Here is an 18871-nt window from a genome sequence, read left to right as displayed (position 1 = left end):
ATCTACCAATTCCACTTATAAAAATCAATACTATAATAGAAAACTATCATTTATTTTACAATAAAAAAACGTTTGCACCTTGGGGCGAGTGCGCGTTATCTGAATATAGTGTCATTTCATAGTGTGAGGATGGCATAAATCATTCATATTATCTATTTTTGCCGAAAATATATGCTATATGGAACGTTCTGTTTTCGAAAGAGAGTGGGAAATTAATTTCACGCAGTGCTACTCCAATGGTCGCATCCGCTTCTCCGATTTGTCTAATATTTTGCAGCTCACCGCTGGAGAGCATGCCAATGTAGCGGGGTTTGGATTTAAAGAAATGGCCAAACATAACCAAACGTGGGTACTAAGCCGTATACGAATTGAGATTGCGAGATTACCCAAATGGATGGATATTGTCAAGGTGAAGACCTGGGTACAAGAATTAGAAGGCGCGCGCTCGACCAGAAATTTTGAAATTACAGTGAATGGGCAGCTCTATGTGACAGCAAGCAGTTACTGGGCTGTCATCAATACGGTGAAAAGAAGTTCCGAAACGCTCGCAATTTCGACTGGAGATTTTGTGACATACCCAGACCGTCCGGCTACTCAGCGGCCGTTTTCTAAACTCGATATTTCCAGCACGGTCAAAAATAGGGATGAATATATCGTAAAACTTTCCGATCTGGATATTGTCAACCACGCCAACAATGTCAAATATCTCGACTGGTGTATGGACAGGTTGCCTATGGAGCTCGTGTTAACTAATCAGATCAAATCGCTGGAGATGAACTATCTTCGTGAACTGCGCTATAATGATACTGTAGAAATCAATGGTGATTCTACCGATCAGGGATATTTCATGACCGTTACTAAACAGCAGCGGATCCATTTTGCCCTGGCAATCGAGACAAAATAAAAAGGAGACCATGGCCTCCTTTTTATCTTTACTATTGCAAGCTTTGTTAAGCAAATGCTTTGTCTCCTTTTTTGTAGGGAAGGTTACCATCAAATTTTCCGGGAATCTTCACATAGCGCAGTGCCTTCGTACAGCCCAGTTCAGAGTTAAAGAAACCAGTCAACGTGAGCTGTTTAAACATGGTGAACCAATGAGGTGGATCATTATCCACATAATTGTACAATTCATTCTGTTTCTCTCTATTTTTCTCCCGAATATCTTTCTGATCTTCAGCCTGTTTTTTGTTAAACTCGTTCGCTTCTTTATCCAAAGCCGCCGCAACCGCCGTTCTATCTTCCGCCGAAAGTTCCAGGAATGGTTTCCCTTTCACTTCTTTCGACTTATCGTCCAAACTGCCCAAACCATCTAAAAACGCTTTTTGCTGCTTCTCTGTATAACAATCACGTACCATGACAGGAATAAAACTTCCTACTCCTGCTTCTTTCGCTCCCGGGGTAGCGGTAGCTGGTAAGATTGCTTCAGCTAGGTCGCCTAATAAATCGGTCGTTTTAGCTTCAAATAATGCTTGTACATCTTTCGTTGCCGAACGTGTACAACCTTCCAAAAATAAATTAGCGCCAATAACGGTACCTCCTAAAATTAAGGCAACTCGTTGTAATGCTTCTCTTCTATTCATACTACTAAATATCTTAATTTTAGAAATTATATTTCATTTCCCAACCTTGTCTGTAATTACGTTTTACATACTGATTGACATGATCAAAGTTTGTAACGCGCATATTATTGTTATCCCACAACAATTTCAGGTTACGTCCAGGATATTTGCCATCGATACGTAAATCAGCTCCTCTAATTGCCAAATTAGCCATCAATAAAGCTTCTGTCAACGGACCGGCGATTTCAAATGGCGAACTCACCTCTTTCTTACCGTATCCAGCCTGACAAGCTTCTACCCATTGTGCATAGTGTCCACTTTCTTGTCCCGGTACACGAGCATACTTTTGGGCAATTTGCTCTTTTCTTGAAGTTGGTAATAAACGTGCATTCTGTCCATAAGTATCAGCAAGGATTTTTCCCTTTGTACCCACAAGTAAGATTCCGTTACCACCATCACCAAAAATTTCGTTTGGACCTAATTCATCCGGACGGGCAGGCTGAATACCACCATCCATCCAGTGTAACGTGACAGGGCCATTAGTACGCGGTGTTTTCGGGAATGTTAATGTCGCGTGGCTTGATGGCGGACAGCTTTCAGGGAAATATCCACGTTTGAATTCGTCTACATATACAGAACCTACAGTTGCTTGTACATCTTGTACATATGTCAGCCCTAACGTACTGAAAGGAACTTCCAACAAGTGACAGCCCATATCTCCTAACGCTCCTGTACCATAATCCCACCAGCCCCGCCAGTTGAAAGGCACCAGTTTGTCGACATATTCTTTGTAAGGTGCAGTACCTAACCAAAGATCCCAATCCAATTCTTTCGGAATATCAGCTTTACCTGTAGGCCAAGCAATACCTGAAGGCCATACCGGACGGTCTGTCCAACAATATACAGTATGTACATCACCAATAAGACCAGCTTCGTACCATTCACGCACAAAACGTGGTCCATCATTCGATGCCCCCTGATTTCCCATTTGGGTCACTACTTTATATTTCTTAGCGGCATGCGTCAATGCTCTGGCTTCCCAAACATCGTGTGTCAGCGGTTTTTGAACGTACACGTGCTTACCTAATTGCATAGCGGCAAGCGCCTGAATTGCATGTTGATGATCTGGAGTCGAAACAGAAACAGCTTCAATACGTTTGTGTTCCTTATCCAACATCTCGCGATAGTCTTTATAATATTTTGCTTTAGGGTAACGTTTTAATGCACCGGCTGCACGACGGTCGTCCACATCACACAAGAAAGCCAAATCTGCTTTTCCTGAATCATGAAACGCATTGATGTCACTAAAACCTTTCCCTCCAACACCGATACCTGCTACTTGTAATTTGTCGCTTGGAGCTGTAAAGCCATTTCCGCCCAATACATGGCGAGGGACGATCATAAAAGCCGCAGCAGCTGTTGCTGCGCTCTTTATAAAACCTCTTCTACTCGTCTTATTTGCGTTATTTTCCATTGTTATCAATCTTTAGCTATTAGATGTTACCTTTTTTCAATTCGCTCACTGCAAAGTCAACTGCACGCGCAGTAAGCGCCATGTACGTTAATGAAGGATTGACACAACCTGCAGATGTCATACAAGCACCATCAGTCACAAATACGTTCAAAGCATCCCACACCTGGTTATTACCATTTAAGACCGAAGTCTTTGGATCACGTCCCATACGGGCGGTTCCCATTTCGTGGATACCTTGACCGAAGCCATATACATTATCGTAGGTATAGATATCTTTCACACCAATGTTTTCCAACATTTCTTTCATTTCATTCTGCATGTCACCACGCATCTTTAATTCATTATCCTTGATCTCCGCGTCAAATGATAATACAGGTAATCCCCATTTATCTTTTTTGGTCTTATCAAGTGTAACTTTATTTTCGTGATAAGGCAAGGTTTCTCCGAAAGCGGTAAAACCTACGGTCCAGTCACCTGGTTCGCAGATTGCATCTTTCCATGCACCGCCAACTTCCATTTCTGCAACAGCACCAGACCAACGTCCGCGACCTGCGGCACCCTGGTATCCAAAGCCACGAACATAATCACGCTTTTTGGTATCACCTTCTACGTTTACAAAACGAGGCACATACAAACCTGTTGGTCTGCGGCCGTACACGTAGCTATCCAAATAACCATCAATCTTACCTCCGGCACCACAACGGAAATGGTGATCCATCAGGTTGTGCCCCAATTCACCACTGCTGCTACCCAGACCGCCTTCCCAAACATCCGTAGCAGAATTCATCAATACCCACGTTGAGTTCAATGCAGATGCACAAACAAAGATGACCTTTGCGAAAAATTCATAGGTTTGATTTGTTTCAGCATCGACAATTTCTACACCTTTTGCCTTTTTCGTATTTTTATCGTAGATAATTTTGGTTACGATGGAAAAAGGACGTAATGTCAGGTTATTTGTTTTTTTCGCTGCGGGTAAAGTTGCGGATTGTGTACTGAAATAAGCACCAAAATTACAACCCAACCAGCATTGGTTCTGATATTGACAATTTACACGGTCGTGATGCGGAACGGTAATATTGGCCGTTCTACCCATGATGAAATGACGTTGACCGCCGTATTGTTTTTTCAAACGCTCCGCCAAGTCTTTTTCAACAATATTCATCGCCATTGCAGGCATATAATCTCCATCTGGCAAAGACGGCACACCGTCACGATTACCCGAGATACCGGCAAATTTTTCAGCATAACTATACCAAGGGGCAATTTCATTATAACGAATCGGCCAGTCCACACCGTGACCATCTTTTAAGTTAGCTTCGAAATCCAAATCGCCTAAACGATAAGATTGTCTTCCCCACATAAGCGATCTACCGCCGACATGATACCCACGGTACCAATCAAAACGTTTGACTTCTGTATAAGGGCTTTCCTTTTCATTTACCCAAAAATCCAGGTTTTTCTCGTTCAATGGATAATCTCTACGCAAAACTGGATACTCTTCGATCATTTTTTGCGTACGACCGCCAGCATGAGGCCATTCCCATGGATTTTTATTTGGCGCAGTATAATCTTTGATGTGTTCGATGTTACGACCACGCTCAAGCATAATTGTTTTCAGCCCTTTCTCTGTCAATTCTTTCGCAGCCCATCCACCACTTATCCCCGAACCGATTACAATTGCGTCATAAGTATTTGTTGCCATCTCTCTTCTAATTATTTGTTTTTTAAATAGTTATTTTTCTGTTTAGTGTGCAGCATTTGTACTATCGATCTTTTCGTCCTTGAAAAGGGCTAGAAAGATAAAGAATACCACCGCTGCGATAATTGCTGGTACGACCCAGGTATGATTCCAGAATGCCGCCAGGTCTGTTGCCTTCAAATCTTTGTACTTGTCTCCGACATAGCCCGCAACCCAGAAACCGATCAACTGTCCAACACCGTAAGTTGCCAAAGTAATTAAGCCCTGAGCAGCCGATTTGTATTTAACACCAGCTTTGCTATCTGTATAAATCTGTCCTGAAACAAAGAAAAAGTCATAACAGATACCGTGTAGTGCGATACCGATCAACAACATGAACGATAACTCGCCCGCATTGCCATAAGCAAATAAAAGGTAGCGAATTACCCAAGCCAGCATCCCTACCAGGATTGTTTTCTTAAAGCCAAATCTTGTAAAGAAGATTGGTAAGGCCAATAAGAACAATACTTCCGATGCTTGACCAATAGTCATTTTACCAGTTGCATTTTCTAACCCGATCTCAGAAAGAAAAGGGTTAGCATTGGAGTAATAAAATGCCAATGGAATACAGATCAATACCGAAGAAACGAAAAAGATCAAAAAGTTCTTGTCTTTCAACAATTTAATCGCATCCAGGCCAATGATTGATGCAAACGAAGGTTTTTCGCCCTCATCCAATTTAACTGGCGGAGTCTTAGGCAGAGCAAACGAGAATACACCAAGAACTAAAGAAGCAACACCAGATAATAAAAAGGTGTTTTTCAATGCCCCTTCAGAAGCTTTTGCATCCCAAAAATAACTGATAACTAAACCTGCAACGATCCAGCCAATTGTGCCCCAGATGCGTATACCTGAAAATTGTTTTTCTGGATTGGTCAGTTGCCTAAACGAAACTGAACTTGTCAATGCTAATGTTGGCATATAAAGAATCATATAAGCCAATACATACGGATAAAATGTTGACATATCTGCAGCACCATACATCTGATACATCAATACGGCACCAACCAAGTGCAAAACACCCAAAATACGCTCCGCATTAAAATAGCGGTCGGCAATCATTCCGACAATAAAAGGAGCGATAATCGCACCCAATGATTGCGTTGAAAATACATTAGCTTTTTCAAATTCTGTAGCGTTCAAATTCTTGCTCAAGAAAGTACCTAATGTGACAAACCATCCCCCCCAAATAAAAAATTCGAGGAACATCATAAAAGATAGTTTAAATTTAATTGTTGATGAAATCATAAAAAAAATGGTGTTTTACAATACTACTAATTGGTTTTACCAGCTCAATTTAAGAAATTAAATCTAATTGTCAATAGTACACTATTAAAATATTACAAAAAGCTATCCACCTCGCGATACGCTGCCACCAAGCGATCCTCGCCTTCTTTACCCGGTTTGGAGATACCATGTTCCATCCCCATAATTCCCTTATATCCCTTACCGTGAATATGTTTGAATACGTTCTTGTAATTAATTTCACCTGTAGTTGGCTCTTTTCTTCCAGGGTTATCGCCGATCTGAATGTAGGCAATTTCGTCCCAACAACGATTCATGTTGGCAATTAAATCCCCTTCGGTACGCTGCATATGATAGATATCATATAAAATTTTACAGGATGGGCTGTTCACGGCCTTACATAAGGCGTACGTCTCATGTGTTTGCTGCAAAAACAAATCTGGTGTATCACTTAATGTTTCCAATACCATCACCAAACCATGCGGCTCAAAGATCTCGGCGCCTTTTCGCATCGCTGTTAGGATATTGCTAAACTGATTGCCCCAGGGAAGTCTACGTTCATAAAATCCTGGCACTACCGTTAGCCATTTTGCATTGCAACGCTTGGCAGCTTCCACAGATTTCTTGCATGTTTCGACGAACTTGTCCAAATACTCTTGTTTGCCGGTCGCCAATGATGGCATCCAGTTTTGTCCGCCGTCCACCACAAATACCCCCATGGTCATGCCTAACTTAGCCAAAAGATCACCGATCTTTTTCTGCTCATCCAAAGTTCTCCCTAAAAAGCCATTATCTTCTATACCACGAAAGCCCAAATCATACATATAACGAATTTCATCCAGAAAATTATCACCTGCATAATTTTTGAACATCCCTTGGTGGGGCGCGTAATTTAGGTTGAATGTCTTACCTTTATCCATCATATTAGCTGTATGTTGATCTGTTGACGCAAAAGTCTGACCAGCTAGTCCGGCTCCAGCTGCCAAAAGACTACCTTTAATAAAATCCGATCTCTTCATTTTATTTTATAATTGATTAATTTTTAAATAATTTACCAAATCCCTCCGAATAAATCGCTTGAATGGATTGATTTTTATTTTTAAAAATGACAAATACTGCCACACCTTTCATTTTTTTGGCTTCTGTCATCACTTTATCGGGTTCCATGCCCATAAAATAATTATCCAGTGCATCTGCTTCCATAGCAGTTTTTGCATAGACGCTGACACTTAGGATATCGCTCTGATATGGAAAACCTGAAACGGGATCGATATGGTGTCCCAATTTTTTCCCTTTATATTGGATATACTTTTCGAAACTACCAGCTGTGGTCAGCGCTCCTTTTTTTAGCTGCGCCACAGCAGTAATCAATTCTTCACCACCATCATCATCTGGCTGGACAATGCCAATGGAAAACCCCTGCCCCCCAGGCGGCGTACCCGAAGTCCTGATTTCACCACCGACCTCAACGATATAATTCACAATTCCCTTTCGCTCAAGATAGTCCGCCAAAACATCTACCGTATAGCCCTGTGCAATACCATTGACATCAATTTTAATTCCTTCTTTCTTTTTTATCAGATGGCTGCCACGGACCTTTAGATACTGCATGCCAACAAATTCCTTCACTTTCAATACCGTCGCCGAATCTGGAGCTGCCGGACTCTTATAGGCACCAAAACCCCAAAGGTTGACCAAAGGGGCAATCGTAATATCAAATTGACCATGTGATAATTTATGATACTTAAAGGAAGCTTTTATCACCTTGGCCATGTGGTTATCCATGACAATAGACCTCACCGAATCGGTATTGAACTGGGATATTTTCGAGTCCTTGCGATATATTGACATCGACAAATCGATCGCCGTCAATATACTATCAACTTCCGACCGTCTCAAAAGACTGTCGGAAGCAAAATAAGTGATATGGTATTGTGTCCCCTGCGCGGGACCTTCCAGCCTAATTTTGTGTAATTCAGGCAATGGGGTTTGCGCCTGTACATGCATGCGACAAACGATACTAAAAAATAGGAGACACACATACCACTTTAATCTCATCAGCCCAAAAGCTTAAATATAGAGGTTTGTATTTTGGCCAGGCACTGCTACCGGATAAAAGCCTTCTGCATCTGGCAGCAATTTTGGTTTTGCATCCCATGCGAGTACATCCGGGCCCAATTTAATGGTCGATTTCAATGCTTCGTCCCACTTGATTACTTTACCTGTATAACAAGCAATACGTCCGATAATACCTGTCAATGTACTGTAAGCACCGTATTCAGCATTATCAAATTTATATTCGCCTTTAGAAATGGCCGCAAAAAGTTCTTTATGTTCTTGTTGGTAGGGGTTTGGATTCCCTTTAGCATCATGCCGATAGATTTCTTTTCCTTTCCAGTCGTACAATACAGCCTGTCCACCTGCAGAGAGATAAGCCCGTCCTTTGGTTGCCTGGAATTGTTCGTCAACCCGGTTATGAATTCCTTCAAAGTGTCTACACTGGCTGTAGACAACACTGTTATCCGCATAGGTCAACTCTAATGCAAAATTGTCGTATATTTCGCCATACTCTTTACCGGTACGATGGGCCCTACTTCCTGTGCCTTGAATCGATACCGGATAAGCTCCTTTTACCCAGTTGGCAATATCAATATTGTGCACATGCTGTTCAACAATATGGTCACCGCACAACCAGTTGAAATAATACCAGTTACGCATTTGATATTCCATTTCTGTCTGTTCCGGTTTGCGTGGACGCACCCATACACCACCCGAGTTCCAATACACTTGTCCCGATGTAACATCACCGATGGCACCTTCTTGGATACGTTTGATAGCCTCCCGGTAATTTGTTTGATAACGGCGTTGCAACCCCACAACAACATTCAGTTTTTTGCGCTTCGCTTCTGCCGCTGCCCGCAACACCTGTTGCACTCCCGGGATGTCAACGGCGACGGGCTTTTCCATGAAAACATGCTTACCCTGGCGGATTGCCTCTTCGAAATGTGCCGGTCTAAATCCTGGCGGCGTGGCTAAGATAACAACATCTGCCAATTGAATCGCATCTTTATAAGCGTCGAATCCGACAAATTTATGGTTGTCGCTCACATCGATCTTATCTTGCCATTTTTCTTTGAGAGTATTATATGTACTATCTAAATTATCTTTAAAGGCATCGGCCAAAGCTACAACCTTAATGTTCATTCCCGAGCTCAGTGCATCGAAAGTAGCTCCTGTTCCCCGGCCCCCACAGCCGACTAAGGCAACTTTAATGACATCTGAACCTGCAGCATATGCGCCCGATAGCGGTAACGAGCTCAACATTGCGCCACCGGCTACTACAGCAGAAGTTTTAATAAAATCTCTTCTTTCTAGATTCTCCATAACAGTTTTATATTGATTATTTTATTTTTAAAAATCTTTAATTGGTTTTTTATCATAATACGCCATAATCTCTTCATGGCTAGGCGGAGTAGCTGGTCTTACCAATCTCAGTCCGACGAAAGGTGCTTCTGGAAACCACCAGTTACTTTTTGGTACTTGCGGGTCCAGTTGCTTCCATACTGGATCTGATGCTCCCCGAGCCGCCGAACGAAGGTCATCAGCCGCGCTATCGAATGCACCACCACGGACAACGTGTGGATAGAGGGTAGTTGGTACCACTACCGGGTTGGTCAACACCTTTCCCGTACCTTCGCTGTAGCTATCGGCTTTATATTGGTCGTAAGTCCACTCGGCTACATTGCCATAAATATCATAAAGACCCCAGGGGTTCGGCTTCTTTTGTCCGACAACATGCGTTTTCTCTTCCGCATTTTCTTTAAACCAAGCGTAATCTGCTAGTTGTGTTGCTTGATCACCGAAAAAATACGCTGTCTTGGAACCTGCTCTGGCAGCATACTCCCACTCCGCCTCTGTGGGCAAACGATAAAACACCCCGGTGCGCACATATAGCCATTTACAGAATTGGATAGCATTGTAATGGGTCATTGCCAAGGCTGGATGTCCTTCTTTCCCAAAACCAAAAGTCATATCCAAATACGGTTTGGTCGGTCGGGTAACAGCATCGATTTCTTTGGTTACTTGTCCGTCCTTGCTCTTTGCAATCTCATAGTCTTTATAGAGAAATGGCTCAAACAGATCCCATGTTACTTCATACTGACCCATCCAAAACGGATCCAACTTAACCTCATGCGCAGGTTTTTCATCCTCCTTACCTCCACTCGTGCTTCCCATTGTAAAATTACCGCCAGGGATGGCGAGCATTTTGAATGTCAAATTAGTTCCTTCAATAGACTGCTCGTATGGCTCGAAGGCCTTTTGTGCCATAGCATGTACGCCAGTAAATAATAAAACAGGAATAAAGATTTTTTTAAACATATTTAGGTTTGTAATTAAGGACTAAAATATAAAATAAGGTGTATACTTTACACTTTGACACTATAACTTTTTTATTACAGTTTAATTCTTCACATAATAGTCCATTTATAATAACGGTTTAGCAAAATCACATACCACCGTCCAAAAATCGCAACAATTGAAAAATCAGCTCCTAAAATCTTCCCCATGTCAACAAGGCCCACAGTTTTGAAAGCAGTTGGTAAACTGCCTCTGACCAATCCTTTGCCCGCCGAATAAACAAAAAAGGTTTTCCACTTCCATGAAAAACCCTATTATCTAGCCGCTTACGCTTATACGCTAAAGCAGGATCTTGCGGCTTACCGCTTTATCTATGGTAATATAACCTGGATAGAAAACAGATTGACCGGCGATATTGATTGAAGGTTTCACTTTTAACGTGAATATTCCTTTTTTATTTTCATCGCTTGACATTAAAAAATCCTGTAGATCCGAATTTTTCAACAAATCGTAGATGTTGGTTGCTATACGTACATTAGCGACCGTAGATTCTCCGGGTTCTATTTGTAAGGACTGATTGACAATACCTTCAACAAGCTGCTGCCCACCGTAAAGAATGATATATTGAAATTTATTAATGGACGCTTTCTTAAGCGTTGGATTATCTATTTTAAGCCGGATTACGGCGTCTAAGGGGATATCCTTCCGCAAATACGCCAATGCTAAGCTTGGCGCGGCTCCTAAGTCAATCTGATTATTTCTGATCAGTCGTTGCAGGGATGTGCCTGCCAACCGGATACTATCCACTGATTCTACATCGAACTTACATTTCGCTAAGTTCTCGATCTGCGCTTTTTGTCGATTTACTCCACAGCCGGAAATAAAAAAACCCAGCACTACAAAAAACGCCAATAATATTTTCTTGTTCATAGCCGCTATTTTCCTCCAAATTTATATAAAACTCCCAACGTAAACAATGGATATCCTGCTTTTAAATAGGTATTACTTTTGAGACCGAAAACCATACCATTTGTATACTGCAGCTTCCACCCTTTTCCAAGCCCCATCCGGGTATAAAATACAGGTTCTACCAGCATATTTTCCTCTTTTTCTGCCGGAAGGCCATCGATCGCAAAATTTTTCATGCGCATATTGCTCAGACGGATGATGGTACCATAATCGATGTCATGCCGGTTACCAAATAGTTTCAGGGCATCCTTTTTTTCCGATGAAAAGTTGACCTGTACAAACACTTTGTCAAAATCCATGTCCTTCGTTTCCACAATTGCTTGTCCCATTGTCGATGAACGCTTATCGATTACACTTGTATTTCCCACCCCATAACCGCCATAAACCTCAAATACACGATTATTTTTACGACCAAACCGTGTATAATAGCCTATTCCTGCCTCTCCCATCTTTTGCGCATAGTCTTTGATATTGGATCTACTATCTACATAGGAACCATTGGCAATCACCGCCACGTGATCAGTGACAGCTACACCGAGGTTTGCCGATACATTGGCTTTGGTATTAATATTACCCGACACATATACTTCCCCCGCTTCTGTAAACATTGGCGCGGATGGCACATTGGGCATATAAATGGAACTACAGGAATAGAATGAACAGGCAAATAATCCAGCGCACATAGCATATCCCAACTTATTGTATTTCATATGTAAGTATTTATTCGTTCTTTTTTGCATGATATGGACACATGAATCCATCACATTTCGCTCTTTTATAGGCATAAAATATCTAAATCATCTCGTCTACACGCGCACATCGTGTACAGATATACAAACCAAGCGGGCGTCGCTGCTGCTGCCTGGAAAGTCCTATTCCGTCTCTGTCGATATTTCATCAATTGGTGTTTATTTTAGAAACACTAATATTTTATAAAAATTGTACCAAAGCAGTTACATTTAACAGAAAATAACAATTTAAATCTGTTTAAAACCTTAAACAGTTCATTATCAAGCCTAACAAATTGAGTACAGTGGGATGAGACTTTTAAACAGTAGTGTGCTGCAACCAAACTTTTTAAGATGGTGTTAGTGCGCTATTGCAACAGCTTCCGAGGTGGCCAGGTGTGGCCGCTGGCATAAGGGAAAAGCAGATAAGTAGTAAAAAAAAGGCATCAATTTCTTGATGCCTCTTAAATATTGTTGCAAAACCTTATGCTTGTTCTGTAGGAACTACAGATACATAAGATTTATTGTTAGCTTTTTTACGGAAAACTACTTTACCGTCTACTAAAGCGAACAATGTGTGGTCTTTACCAATACCAACATTTGTGTCAGGATTGTGTTGTGTACCGCGTTGGCGTACGATGATGTTACCAGCGATTGCTTGTTGACCACCGAAGATTTTGATACCTAAACGCTTGCTATGTGACTCACGGCCGTTCTTCGAACTACCCGCACCTTTTTTGTGTGCCATTTCTTTATCTTAATTTAAGACTGTTTGTCTGATTAAAAATTCAATTATAACGTAATACCAGTGATCTGGATTTTAGAAAATTGTTGACGGTGACCGTTTTTCTTTTTGTAGCCTTTACGACGTTTTTTCTTGAAAACGATAACTTTATCGCCTTTTAAATGAGACAAAATTTTAGCCGAAACTTTTGCACCAGCAACGCTAGGTGTACCAATGGTAAATTTACCACCGTCTTCTGCTAACAATACATTGTCAAATTCAATACTAGCGCCTTCATCTCCTTGTAAACGGTGTACAAAAAGGAACTGGTCTTTTGCAACTTTAAATTGCTGTCCTGCTATATTTACTATTGCGTACATTGTTAATTAATTAAATGTGTTATTAAATGAAGGGCAAAAGTAATCAGTTTTTATCATAATTCAAAGACAAATTTACATTTTCATTTCTAGTTAAACGTTATTTTGTGAATAGTATTGCCCTAAACAGCATCAAGACAATAACATTCGTGCCCAAAAGTTATTACCAAACCAAAACTCTCTTCTCGGGTGCCACATACATTTTTGCCTTGGGCTGTATATTAAATGCCTTATAGAAAGCCTCCATATTATACACTGGGCCATTCACGCGAAATTGTTCGGGGCTATGCGGATCGACTTTTAAACGCAAACGCATTCTTTCATCGCTACTCTTTACGCGCCACACCTGCGCGAAACTCAGGAAGAAACGTTGATCCGGTGTAAAACCATCGATTTTCTCTTGCCCCTGCCCTTGCTTGGTCAATTTAAAGGCGTCATAGGCAATATTGAGTCCTCCGATATCAGCGAGATTTTCGCCCAACGTGAGCTCACCATTCACATGTTGATTGTCCAACAATGTGAAACTACTATATAACTTTGCTACCTGATTGGCCCTTTCTGTAAACTGCTTTGCATCGACCGCAGTCCACCAATCTGTCAAATTACCATCTTTATCATATTGACGTCCCTGATCATCAAAGCCGTGGGTCATCTCGTGACCGATAACGGCGCCAATAGCGCCATAATTTATGGCGTCGTCTGCGTTCACATCAAAAAATGGAAATTGCAATATCCCGGCTGGAAATACAATTTCGTTGTAAGGCGGATTATAGTATGCATTTACCGTAGGTGTTGTCATCAGCCATTCCGACTTGTCAACCGGTTTACCGATTTTTTCTACCATTTCTTTATAAGCATGCTTGGCTGCAGACTGTAAATTGGCATAGTAGGCATCTTTGGACACTTCCACGTCCTTATAATCTTTCCACTTTTCAGGATAACCGATTTTCTTGGTGAAAGCCTCCAATTTTTCGATTGCTTTCTTCTTGGTCTCTGGTGTCATCCAGTCCAATTTCTCGATGCGACTTTTATACACCTTTTGTAGATTGTCGACCAATTCAAGCATCCGTTTCTTTGCTTCAGGTTTGAAATATTCATCCACATATAACTTTCCGACAATCTCCCCCAAGTTTTGATCTGCGGAGCTCACCATTAATTTCCAACGTTCTTTCTCCTGCTGCTGACCATTCAATATTTTTCCAAACAAATCAAATTTAGCTTCTCGAAATTCCTTGCTCAAAGCGTTAGCCGACGCATTTGCTAAATCTGCTTTGAGCTTTGTCTTCCAGGTCGCTAGCGATTGTGATTTCAACAGATTATTTAAAGCAAGATAGAACTTAGGTTGCTGCACGAGCATGGTATCGGTTTTGATATCCAAACGACTTAGGATATCCTTCCAATTAAGATTTGGCGTCTGTTTTTGGAAATCCTGCACCGCAAATTTATGATAATTTTTAACGGGATCACGCAATTCTACCGGAGTCGCATGAGATTTGGCTATAGCGGTTTCCAGTTGAAGTACTTCCTCTGCCAATCTTTGTGCGTTGGCTCCCTCTCCGATCAATCCAAACAATTTAACCAGATAGGCCACATAAGCCTTTCTGATTTTCTTTGCTTTATCATCCTGATCGAGGTAATAACTTGCTTCAGGTAGATTAAGTCCGCCCTGAAAAAATTGCAATGCATTTTTCGTACTGATCCGATCATCCGCAGCGACATAAAATGTAAAAAGGTCTCCATCACCCTCCTTAAATCCATCTGCAGCATAAGCGATCAGTTCCTCGATGCTTTTCAACGCATTGATTTTCTGGATTGCTCCTTCGATCGGCTTTGCTCCCAATTTGTCGATGGTCACGGTATCCATGCCACTGGCATAGAAATCGCCTGCCTTTTGCTGATCGGATCCCTTCTTGTCAGCTGATTTTGCAGCGTTTTCCAAAACAGATCTGAGCTTCTCCAAATTTTCATTCTCAAGAATGTAAAATGACCCCCATCCTGTTTCTGATGCCGGGATCTGGGTATTTTTCATCCAGGCTCCGTTCGCATACTCAAAAAAATTATCCCCTGGATGCACCGTGGTATCCATTCCCGAAACGTCAAAAAAACTGGTCCGGACCTCTTGAGCCGTATCGCTTTTCTTATTTGACTGACATGACATCATCATGAAAACGATCGACAGCGTTCCCCACTTGACTTTTTGTATCATATTTTATTAAATTAAAAGCATATATAAAATTACTTTAAAAGTTTTACTTCATATAGATCCTTACGCCGATCCTTCTTGATTTTAACGGTACCATATTCATGTAGATCCCGAAGCGCATACAGATCAACGTCGGCGATCAGTACCATTTCGGCATTTGGGGTTGCCTCCGCTTTAATGGCATTATTTGGAAAGGCAAAGTCTGAAGGCGTAAAGACAGCAGACTGCGAATATTGAATATCCATATTGTTCACACGCGGCAAATTGCCCACAGAACCAGCGATAGCTACGTAACATTCATTTTCTATCGCTCTGGCCTGCGCACAGGTACGCACACGAATATAACCATTTTGTGTATCGGTCATAAAGGGAACAAAGAGAATCTGCATGCCCTGGTCTGCCAAGATTCGGCTCAACTCAGGGAATTCGACATCGTAGCAGATTAATAGCCCTACCTTACCACAGTCGGTATCAAAAACCTTCACTTCACTCCCCCCGACCATACCATAGTATTTAAATTCGTTCGGTGTAATATGAATTTTCTTAAACTGATCTAGTTTACCATTGCGATGGCAGAGGTAAGAAACATTGTAGAGCTTTTTATTTTCTACCAAAGGCATAGAGCCTGCAATAATGTTAACGTTATAGGATACGGCAAATTGCTGTATGCGATCAATAATCTCCGCAGTGTGCTGCGCAAGCCTTTCCATTGCCAAACGTTCCGGAAGATCGTTGTACGGGCTCATGAGCGGCGTATTAAAAAACTCGGGAAACATAATAAAATCGGTTCCATAATCACTTACTGTATCCACAAAGAATTCAATCTGATCGTAAAATGCATCAAGATTATCAAATAAACGCATCTGCCATTGCACCAACCCCAGACGGATGGTTTGCTTTGTCGTCGAAATCGATCGCGTCTCGGCCTCATAATAGATATTGTTCCACTCGAGGAGCGTAGCAAACTCCATCGATTCTGCATCTTCAGGCAGATAATGCTTGAGGATTTTCTTGACGTGAAAATCATTTGAAAGCTGAAACGTTAAAGTGGGGTCAAAAATTTCTTTGCGCTTGACCTTTTCAATATACACCCGCGGACTCATTTTTTCTGCATAATTATGGTAATTGGGTATCCGACCGCCAGCAATGATACCTTTGAGGTTCATCTGTTCGCACAGCTCCTTACGTGCATCATAAAGCCGGCGTCCAAGTCGAAGAGCCCGATGACTGGGATGCACAAACACTTCTATCCCATAGAGGGTATCCCCATCATCACTATGCTTGGTAAACTTGCCATTATCAATAATCTCATAATAGCTATCGTAGATATTATTCTTTTTTGAATTCAGAATAATGGACAGGGCACAAGCGACAACATGCCCATCAATCTCCACACATAATTGTCCTTCTGGAAATAAATCGATCAGGTCTTGAATATTTTCTTTCGACCAGGTTTCACCTACACCATCATATGCCTGTTCCATCGATTTTTTCAAATCAACATAATCCTTCTTTGTCAAGTTCCGCACTTGAATATCCATATAATTCTCCTTTTTGAAATTAGTTATCTAAATTTAGTAAAAGTAAAGGCCTGGTACAAGGGCTATCCATAGGTAATATACCGGGTATGTAGCATGCACTAAAAGGGCCAGCATCCATAGATAACAACTTTTGAGTACATAAGTTCGTTTATATGGAGAAAATCCGAAAAGATTAGGTACGATAGGGTTTCAGAAAATGCGATAAAACGTTGCTGTATTACATTCTTAAGCCCTTTCTTAAAGGCGAAACAGCAGTAATTGTTAAATTAAGGACAAAAAAAAGCGTCAATGGGATCATTGACGCTTTTTATATCTCAGGGATAGTTTTTATCAACTATGCTTGACCTTGTGGAGTTCCGAAAGGAAATGCTACAGTAGGGTCTCCACCTTGTTGAGATTGTTCAGCAGCGCCTACATCCATTTTAATCGGACCGTTCAATGCTTCGAAACGATTTACGTTATCAACCAATGCACCTAACAAGCGTTTAGCATGCTCCGGAGTCAAAACGATTCTTGATTTCACTTTTGCTTTTGGCACTCCTGGCATCACACGGATAAAGTCAACCACAAATTCAGTATTAGAGTGAGTGATAATCGCAAGATTTGAGTAGATTCCTTCTGCTACTTCTTCTGTCAACTCGATGCTCAATTCGTTTTGATTTTGGTTATTTTCCATAATAATTCTAATGATAAGTTAATATATTCTAAATTCTACTTTGTAAATGTTCTAAAGTCTTGACCATTCTCTATATTCAATAATGTTTCATAGATCAGTCTGATCACGTTGTCGACATCCTCTTTATGAACCATCTCTACTGTCGTGTGCATATATCGCAGTGGCAAAGAAATCAGCGCCGACGGTACACCACCATTACTATAGGCGAATGCATCCGTGTCAGTTCCAGTAAAACGGGAAGAAGCCTGACGCTGGAATGGAATATTATTCTTTTCAGCAACCTTCACCAACAGCTTATTCAAATTGATCTGCACTGCTGGTGCATACGACAATACCGGGCCTTTTCCTGAGAACAGGTCCCCCTGCGTGATCTTATTAATCATCGGAGTCTGCGTATCATGCGTTACATCGGTAACGATAGCGACATTCGGTTTGATCCGGTCTGCAATCATTTCTGCTCCACGTAAACCAATTTCTTCCTGCACCGAATTTACGATATATAATCCAAATGGCAATTTCTTTTTATTCTCTTTTAGCAAGCGTGCCACCTCAGCGATCATAAAGCCACCTGCCCTATTGTCCATCGCACGTCCGACATAATAACGATCATTCAGGATAGAGAATGTATCTTCGTAAGTGATCACACAACCGACATGGATACCCAAAGCTTCGACCTCCTCTTTGGTGCTGCAACCGCAATCCAAAAAGATATTTTTTAATGTAGGGTTCTCTTCTTTCTCGCCCGAACGTGTATGAATAGCCGGCCAGCCGAATACGGCTTTGACGATACCGTTTTCCGTATGAATATTCACGCGCTTAGAGGGTGCTATCTGGTGATCCGAACCACCGTTGCGTATCACATAGATCAGCCCGTCTTTTGTTATATAATTGACAAACCAAGAAATCTCATCAGCATGAGCCTCTATAACCACTTTGTACTCCGCCCTCGGGTTAATTACACCCACGGCAGTACCGTAGTTGTCTACAAACGTCTCGTCGACATAAGGCTTTAAATAATCCAGCCATAAACGCTGTCCATCCCACTCAAATCCTGTTGGAGAAGCGTTGTTGATATATTTTTCAAAAAATGAAAGCGAATCTTTAGTCACAATCGTATTGTGTTTCGGCTCTTTTTTCTTGTTTTTTTCTGCCATCTTTTCCTTTTCTATTTACTTTCGTCAAAATATGAAAATTTCAATGAATTGCAAAAGTAAAAATGTTTTTTGGAAAATAATAGCAGAAAGAAGGCCTGCCTACCTGAAATAACAAACGCCA

General features: G+C 41.3%; 17 protein-coding genes. 1 reads left to right on the top strand and 16 read right to left on the bottom strand.

Annotated features, from left to right (window positions below; translation table 11 throughout):
• Positions 1–178 precede the first annotated feature (178 nt).
• Entirely contained in the window at positions 179–904 is a 726-nt protein-coding gene (locus tag B3139_RS15530; protein ID WP_293884504.1) for an acyl-[acyl-carrier-protein] thioesterase, read from the top strand.
• Positions 905–950: 46 nt separating this feature from the next.
• On the opposite strand, the gene B3139_RS15525 is transcribed toward B3139_RS15530, so the two are convergent.
• From B3139_RS15525 to B3139_RS15450, 16 genes are all read right to left on the bottom strand, one after another.
• Positions 951–1580 carry a gluconate 2-dehydrogenase subunit 3 family protein gene (locus B3139_RS15525; RefSeq protein WP_209581024.1) on the bottom strand — a complete coding sequence of 210 codons (630 nt, stop codon included), beginning with the start codon at positions 1578–1580 and terminating at the stop codon, positions 951–953.
• Between the two features lie 19 nt (positions 1581–1599).
• Positions 1600–3033: a Gfo/Idh/MocA family protein gene (locus B3139_RS15520; RefSeq protein WP_293884503.1), complete on the bottom strand. Its 1434-nt coding sequence runs from the start codon at positions 3031–3033 to the stop codon at positions 1600–1602.
• Between the two features lie 19 nt (positions 3034–3052).
• Complete coding sequence (locus tag B3139_RS15515) at positions 3053–4738, bottom strand: GMC oxidoreductase (RefSeq protein WP_293884502.1); 1686 nt, start codon at positions 4736–4738, stop codon at positions 3053–3055.
• 42 nt (positions 4739–4780) lie between these two features.
• On the bottom strand, positions 4781–6019 hold the full coding sequence (locus tag B3139_RS15510; protein ID WP_209581274.1) for a nucleoside permease: 1239 nt from the start codon (positions 6017–6019) through the stop codon (positions 4781–4783).
• Positions 6020–6114: 95 nt separating this feature from the next.
• On the bottom strand, positions 6115–7038 hold the full coding sequence (locus B3139_RS15505; RefSeq protein ID WP_293884501.1) for a hydroxypyruvate isomerase family protein: 924 nt from the start codon (positions 7036–7038) through the stop codon (positions 6115–6117).
• 16 nt (positions 7039–7054) lie between these two features.
• The gene (locus B3139_RS15500) at positions 7055–8077 is read right to left on the bottom strand and encodes an FAD:protein FMN transferase (RefSeq protein ID WP_293884500.1); all 1023 of its coding nucleotides are present in this window, start codon (positions 8075–8077) and stop codon (positions 7055–7057) included.
• Positions 8078–8089: 12 nt separating this feature from the next.
• On the bottom strand, positions 8090–9403 hold the full coding sequence (locus tag B3139_RS15495) for a Gfo/Idh/MocA family oxidoreductase (RefSeq protein WP_209581036.1): 1314 nt from the start codon (positions 9401–9403) through the stop codon (positions 8090–8092).
• A 27-nt stretch (positions 9404–9430) separates the two neighbouring features.
• On the bottom strand, positions 9431–10399 hold the full coding sequence (locus tag B3139_RS15490) for a formylglycine-generating enzyme family protein (protein WP_293884499.1): 969 nt from the start codon (positions 10397–10399) through the stop codon (positions 9431–9433).
• Positions 10400–10717: 318 nt separating this feature from the next.
• Entirely contained in the window at positions 10718–11308 is a 591-nt protein-coding gene (locus B3139_RS15485) for a hypothetical protein (RefSeq protein WP_293884498.1), read from the bottom strand.
• A 5-nt stretch (positions 11309–11313) separates the two neighbouring features.
• Positions 11314–12057 (bottom strand): hypothetical protein, encoded by a 744-nt coding sequence (locus B3139_RS15480; RefSeq protein ID WP_293884497.1) that lies wholly within the window; start codon positions 12055–12057, stop codon positions 11314–11316.
• Positions 12058–12559: 502 nt separating this feature from the next.
• Positions 12560–12823 (bottom strand): 50S ribosomal protein L27, encoded by a 264-nt coding sequence (gene rpmA, locus B3139_RS15475; RefSeq protein WP_046672918.1) that lies wholly within the window; start codon positions 12821–12823, stop codon positions 12560–12562.
• 44 nt (positions 12824–12867) lie between these two features.
• Positions 12868–13179 (bottom strand): 50S ribosomal protein L21, encoded by a 312-nt coding sequence (gene rplU / locus B3139_RS15470; protein WP_028068281.1) that lies wholly within the window; start codon positions 13177–13179, stop codon positions 12868–12870.
• Between the two features lie 160 nt (positions 13180–13339).
• A complete protein-coding gene (locus B3139_RS15465; protein ID WP_293884496.1) occupies positions 13340–15382 on the bottom strand; it encodes a M13 family metallopeptidase in 2043 nt (680 codons plus the stop codon).
• Between the two features lie 29 nt (positions 15383–15411).
• Positions 15412–16920 carry a carbon-nitrogen hydrolase family protein gene (locus B3139_RS15460; RefSeq protein WP_293884495.1) on the bottom strand — a complete coding sequence of 503 codons (1509 nt, stop codon included), beginning with the start codon at positions 16918–16920 and terminating at the stop codon, positions 15412–15414.
• Between the two features lie 334 nt (positions 16921–17254).
• On the bottom strand, positions 17255–17596 hold the full coding sequence (locus B3139_RS15455) for a DUF3467 domain-containing protein (protein WP_293884494.1): 342 nt from the start codon (positions 17594–17596) through the stop codon (positions 17255–17257).
• Positions 17597–17631: 35 nt separating this feature from the next.
• Positions 17632–18750 carry a M42 family metallopeptidase gene (locus tag B3139_RS15450; protein WP_293884493.1) on the bottom strand — a complete coding sequence of 373 codons (1119 nt, stop codon included), beginning with the start codon at positions 18748–18750 and terminating at the stop codon, positions 17632–17634.
• Positions 18751–18871: the final 121 nt, after the last annotated feature.

This window comes from Sphingobacterium sp. UBA1498, assembly GCF_002325125.1.
GTDB lineage: Bacteria > Bacteroidota > Bacteroidia > Sphingobacteriales > Sphingobacteriaceae > Sphingobacterium.
Note: the sequence above shows the minus strand (reverse complement) of the source record. Positions and strands in the feature narration are given on the sequence as shown.

What these genes read in the sequence shown, in the direction of transcription:
- B3139_RS15530 (WP_293884504.1), top strand. Translation starts at nt 179, where the DNA reads ATGGAACGTTCTGTTTTCGAAAGAGAGTGGGAAATTAATTTCACGCAG.
- B3139_RS15525 (WP_209581024.1), bottom strand. Translation starts at nt 1,580, where the DNA reads ATGAATAGAAGAGAAGCATTACAACGAGTTGCCTTAATTTTAGGAGGT.
- B3139_RS15520 (WP_293884503.1), bottom strand. Translation starts at nt 3,033, where the DNA reads ATGGAAAATAACGCAAATAAGACGAGTAGAAGAGGTTTTATAAAGAGC.
- B3139_RS15515 (WP_293884502.1), bottom strand. Translation starts at nt 4,738, where the DNA reads ATGGCAACAAATACTTATGACGCAATTGTAATCGGTTCGGGGATAAGT.
- B3139_RS15505 (WP_293884501.1), bottom strand. Translation starts at nt 7,038, where the DNA reads ATGAAGAGATCGGATTTTATTAAAGGTAGTCTTTTGGCAGCTGGAGCC.
- B3139_RS15500 (WP_293884500.1), bottom strand. Translation starts at nt 8,077, where the DNA reads ATGAGATTAAAGTGGTATGTGTGTCTCCTATTTTTTAGTATCGTTTGT.
- B3139_RS15495 (WP_209581036.1), bottom strand. Translation starts at nt 9,403, where the DNA reads ATGGAGAATCTAGAAAGAAGAGATTTTATTAAAACTTCTGCTGTAGTA.
- B3139_RS15490 (WP_293884499.1), bottom strand. Translation starts at nt 10,399, where the DNA reads ATGTTTAAAAAAATCTTTATTCCTGTTTTATTATTTACTGGCGTACAT.
- B3139_RS15485 (WP_293884498.1), bottom strand. Translation starts at nt 11,308, where the DNA reads ATGAACAAGAAAATATTATTGGCGTTTTTTGTAGTGCTGGGTTTTTTT.
- B3139_RS15480 (WP_293884497.1), bottom strand. Translation starts at nt 12,057, where the DNA reads ATGAAATACAATAAGTTGGGATATGCTATGTGCGCTGGATTATTTGCC.
- rpmA (WP_046672918.1), bottom strand. Translation starts at nt 12,823, where the DNA reads ATGGCACACAAAAAAGGTGCGGGTAGTTCGAAGAACGGCCGTGAGTCA.
- rplU (WP_028068281.1), bottom strand. Translation starts at nt 13,179, where the DNA reads ATGTACGCAATAGTAAATATAGCAGGACAGCAATTTAAAGTTGCAAAA.
- B3139_RS15465 (WP_293884496.1), bottom strand. Translation starts at nt 15,382, where the DNA reads ATGATACAAAAAGTCAAGTGGGGAACGCTGTCGATCGTTTTCATGATG.
- B3139_RS15460 (WP_293884495.1), bottom strand. Translation starts at nt 16,920, where the DNA reads ATGGATATTCAAGTGCGGAACTTGACAAAGAAGGATTATGTTGATTTG.
- B3139_RS15455 (WP_293884494.1), bottom strand. Translation starts at nt 17,596, where the DNA reads ATGGAAAATAACCAAAATCAAAACGAATTGAGCATCGAGTTGACAGAA.
- B3139_RS15450 (WP_293884493.1), bottom strand. Translation starts at nt 18,750, where the DNA reads ATGGCAGAAAAAAACAAGAAAAAAGAGCCGAAACACAATACGATTGTG.